Source organism: Nonomuraea sp. K271, assembly GCF_009908215.1.
GTDB classification, from domain to species: domain Bacteria; phylum Actinomycetota; class Actinomycetes; order Streptosporangiales; family Streptosporangiaceae; genus Nonomuraea; species Nonomuraea longispora.
Window position 1 is genome coordinate 1 of the sequence record NZ_JAAAHR010000315.1, and the last position, 4348, is coordinate 4348.

General features: G+C 68.1%; 4 protein-coding genes. All 4 read right to left on the reverse strand.

The window, feature by feature from the left end; genetic code table 11:
- Positions 1-510 precede the first annotated feature (510 nt).
- Positions 511-957, reverse strand: a complete 447-nt coding sequence (locus GUY59_RS46230) for a DNA-binding protein (protein WP_138208476.1) — start codon at positions 955-957, stop codon at positions 511-513.
- A gap of 118 nt (positions 958-1075) precedes the next feature.
- Entirely contained in the window at positions 1076-2326 is a 1251-nt protein-coding gene (locus GUY59_RS46235; RefSeq protein WP_442939101.1) for an IS701 family transposase, read from the reverse strand.
- A 251-nt stretch (positions 2327-2577) separates the two neighbouring features.
- Positions 2578-3162 carry a Tn3 family transposase gene (locus GUY59_RS49660; protein WP_138208474.1) on the reverse strand — a complete coding sequence of 195 codons (585 nt, stop codon included), beginning with the start codon at positions 3160-3162 and terminating at the stop codon, positions 2578-2580.
- Between the two features lie 65 nt (positions 3163-3227).
- On the reverse strand, positions 3228-4348 hold a 1121-nt coding region (locus GUY59_RS46250), incomplete at its 5' end, for a CU044_5270 family protein (protein ID WP_201762150.1).

Genomic DNA, 4348 nt, shown 5'->3' on the forward strand with positions numbered 1-4348 from the left:
CTTGGTCGAACAAGATCCTCACGGGGCGGCCGCACCTATGCGCGGCCAGTTATCCGATTGCGATCACTCACGGACGAGAGTCTCGACCACTGTCTGTGACGGCACCACACAAAGATCGCCAGAGCCGCGTTTGTCGGTCAGTTTGGACAGCACTCGGGGGCTGATCGGGCCTGCAATGTCGGTGAGAAGTAGCAGCGCCCGGAGGCTCGATCACTTTTGGCGTGTTCGTGTGATTGCTGATAGGGGACGTGCAGTGACTGGCTTGGAGGGAGCCAGCACGCCGGGTGCAGGGGCTCTGGGCGCAAGCGCGTGCGGCTCCCGGACGCCATCGTTATCTGGGGAATCGTCAAGCGAATCTGCTGGTCAGTCGCATGAAGGTCGTAAAGGCATGTTGGGCTGTGACTCCCACTTATAGATGGCGGCTCCCGGGTTCTGTCGGCGGCTGGGCAGTGGAGGTCACGCTGCGGCTCGTGTCGATCGTCCTCGCCACGCCTGGTGCGACGGAACTGGTCACAAGCCGTCCGTCGGCCGGGAACGGGTGTTCTCGCCGATGGCGGTGTCGTTGAGCCGGTCGCCAAGGCGTTGGAAGCGCTGCTGAGCAGCTTGAGGGCTTTCGAGGGCGAGGGCGTCGGCGAGCTGCCGCCAGGTCAGTCCAGCCTTGCGGGCGGCAGCGATGGCGTTGTACTCCATGCTGTCGATGCTGCGCCGGATGGAGACCACCATCTGGAGCGCGTCGGTCAAGTCTTCCTGCCTGACCTCGGGGACGCCGGTGTCGGTGCCATGGGAGGCGTCGAGGACCAACCGCAGCAGCTCCGTGGCGGGCACTCGGGGGCCGGTTGGAAACTCCGCCTGCTGGCGCCGGTGTTCGTCAGTGCCGAAACGGTCGATCAGTCGGGCGCGGGCCGCGTGGGCGGCGATGTGACGCCTGTGGCGATCACGAGAGGTGTCGATGTTCATATCCATAGGACATGCCTTCAACGATAAGTTGTCAACAGATTATTGAAAGCAACCCTCCTTTCTCGCCGGCGACAGACCTGGCTGACTTCTCTTCTAGTACTCCAGTGACACATCGCGATCATGGATTGGATCGGCGCTGGTAGTGGTAGTGCCGGGCTGTGGCTTGGTGGCGTCGGCGCCAGTGTGACCAGCGCAGAACGTCCGTGATGGAGCGGTGCCGGATCAGCACGAGGGCGGCGAGCAGTCGGCGGATCTCGGGCAGGGTCAGGGGGATGCCGTCGTCTGTGGTGCTGGACGGTTGGGCGGCGGCGATGGCGGCCAGCAGGGCCAGGGCGAGCATGGCCAGGGTGATGTGCCGGTGCCAGGCCGTCCAGCCGCGGACCTGGTAGTGGTCGAGGCCGGCCTGGCCTTTGGCGGCTTGGAAGGACTCCTCGACGGCCCATCGCACTCCTGCGATCTTGACTAGGGCTATCAAGGGCTGCCGGGTGGGCGCGTAGCAGCGGTAGAACGCCAGCTCGCCGGTGGTCAGGTTGCGGCGGATCAGCAGCCACCGATATCCGTTCGTCGCGTTCTCGTCGATGTGGGCCCAGGCCCAGGCATACCAGCGCGGGCCCTTGGCTCCCTGTCCGGCGCGGTAGCGGTGCCAGTGCCGGTCGGCCACTCGCGCGGCGACCTCGGCCGCGTTTACCTGGACCCCTTCGAGCTCGACGCGCCGGTTGCCCGCGATGGCCAGCACGTATCCCATCCGGCGCTCCTCCAGAGCAGCGCGCAGGCGCGGGTCCTGGCCGTAGACCTCATCACCGGTCACCCAGCGGGCGGGCACCCCGGCCTGCAGCGCGGCCAGCACCATGGCGGTGGCCAGCGCGGGCTTGGTGGCAAAGCCCGCCTCGTCCGGAATGCCGGCCGCCTGGCATCGGTCGGAGTCGGCCAGCCAGGTGTGTTCGGGCAGGTAGAGCCGCCGGTCCAGCAGCGCCCGCCCGGCCGGTGTGGCGTAGGCCAGGAACACCCCGATCTGGCAGTTCTCGATCCGGCCCGCTGTGCCGCTGTATTGCCGCTGCACCCCGGCCGAGCGAGCGCCCTTCTTGACGAACCCGGTCTCATCGGCGATCAGCACGCCGCCGGGGCCGAGCCGATCGACGACGAAGGCACGCACGTCATCGCGCACGGCGTCGGCGTCCCACCGGGCGGTGCGCAGCAGCCGCTGCAGTTTCTGCGGGCCGGCCAGTCCGGCGTGTTCGGCCAGGTTCCAGCAGTTCTTACGGTCGAGGTCGGCCAGCAGCCCACGCACGTATGCATTCGCCGCGCGACGTGGTTCGATGCGGCCGAACCGGCCGGCGATCCGGGCCATCAGCTCGTTGAAGATGACCATCCAGCCGTCAGGGTCTACGCTGTGGCTCGCGGCCACCGCACGATCTTTGGTTGTCTTCACAAACTCCGAATGATCACGCGGTGGCCGTCGCCATGTGACCCGAACGCTGCAAGATCGCCAAGTGTCACTCGAGTACTAGGAGTGCTCGGCGGCGTCCAGGCGGTGAATGGCGTCCAGGATGAACGGCGAGTCGCGCAGCGTGCCGGGCACCAGCAGCCCGCCGAGCCCCACCACCTTGTCAGAGACGGTGTTCAGCCAGGTCGAGCCGCGTGCGCGCTTGCCGATCCCCCAGTAGAGCGGCGAGGGCCGGGCGTGCAGGGACCGGCACGACGAAAGCGCATGCCGTCCACCGAGGCCACCAGCCCGCCGCCCCAGCCGGCGGTGATGTCGATGCCCGCCTGCGCCTCGACCAGGCGGGCCGGCGCGGCGGCGATGCCCTCACCGTGGAAGTAGCCCTTCTCCACGCCCAGCAGTCGATGCCCGGTCAGCGCCGGCGTTCCCTCTTTGATCACCGGTACCAGGCCGACGTTGCACGAGCGGGCCACGGTGAGCGCGGCCAGGGTGATGTCGAGGTCGTCGCGGTGCACGTACGAGCCGGAGATGTGGCGCATGCGGTCGAACATGCCAGTCTTGGCGTGCGTTTCCAGCAGTAGCTCGGGGTAGTCGATGCGCGGCAGCATCGCCTGCACGGCGTCGCGCACGGCTTTGAATCCCTCGGGCAGCGGAGCGGCCTCCAGGCGCGACAGGTGCAGGTTGCCGCCCTTGATACGCACCGACGCATTGGCCGCCAGACAGACGGGAAACACCGCACCGGCGCGATCATCGATCCTCGGCACCGCCCAGCTTGATAAGAATCACTGATGACGGGCCAGAACCAGGGACGGCTTGGGATCGCCCATCTCTAGTCGGGCAGGTTGGGCTTGGTGTCGGTCCAGCCCGAGTCCACGACCAGCCAGTACTGAAGAACTCTGCCGGGGACTTGCCAGGACTGGCTGTCAGGGCTGGGCTTCTGGAGGATGTCCCTGCTGCCCAGAACCCTGCCGGTCCGCTGGTCGAAGATCAGGTCGCGCTGGAGCGTCCCCCAGCCGTCGCGACTCTGGTACGAGGCCGCGAGGGCGACGCCGGGGCGGCCGAGCGGGTCGGCAACGGCACCGAGCTGGCGTACACCGGGGTAGTCGGTGAGCAGGCGCATGAGACCGGCGCGCACTCCGGGAGGGATCGGGGTGTTGCTGAGAGCGAAGAAGACCTTGTCGAGCACGCCGGACGCGCCGTCGCAGCGCTTGCGGGCCGCGCTGACGCCGCCGCGGCGCAGTTGCCCGGCCACTTCCGGCGTGAGCTTGACTCTGCCCTCGCACAGCAGTTCCCGCAAGTCCTCTGGCTGGGTGGGGAGAGTCTGGAGTTCCGCGTAGGTGAACGCGCCGACGCCTGGAATGTTGAAGGCGCCGCCTGGATGCTTGTTCTGATCCGCGTCCCAGTCGCCTGACTGGGTGCTGAGCGTCCGTGTCACTTCCGATGAGCGCACCTGCCAGCTGCGGGGTGAGCCCGCATCGTGCCAGGCTTTGACGTCGGCGTCGGTCTGGGGCTTGCCGGCCAGGTCGCGGCCATAGAACGCCTGGCCGTCGCCGCGGGTTCGTCCCGTCCACCCGAAGGTGTCCCATCGCTCTTCCACGACGTATCCGCCCGTGCGGCCGAGCGCGAGCAACGGCAGGCTGGTCCGCTGGTGCGTGAACCAGTAGCGGCCCTGTGGCTGCCGTTCGGCCTGAGAGGCGGCCGCCAGCATCATGTCGCGTGAGGTGAGGGGCTGAGGAACAGGGGCCGCGCCCATGCTCGTCTCTCCGGGGTTCTCCGGCTCTGCGTGGTCGTTGGTGACGAGCGCCATGCCCGCGATCACGGAGGCGACCGTTGTGGCAGCCACCAGGCCGAGCGGCAGGCGCCAAGCGCGGCGAGGACGGCGAGGGCGACGGCCTACGGTGCCGGCCTGGCTCAGCATCTGCGCCCGGGCCTGGGCCATTGCCTGGCGGG

Bases quoted from the DNA above. Each gene is read 5' to 3' on its own strand.
- GUY59_RS46230 (WP_138208476.1), bottom strand. From the start codon at position 957: ATGAACATCGACACCTCTCGTGATCGCCACAGGCGTCACATCGCCGCC.
- GUY59_RS46235 (WP_442939101.1), bottom strand. From the start codon at position 2,326: ATGGTCATCTTCAACGAGCTGATGGCCCGGATCGCCGGCCGGTTCGGC.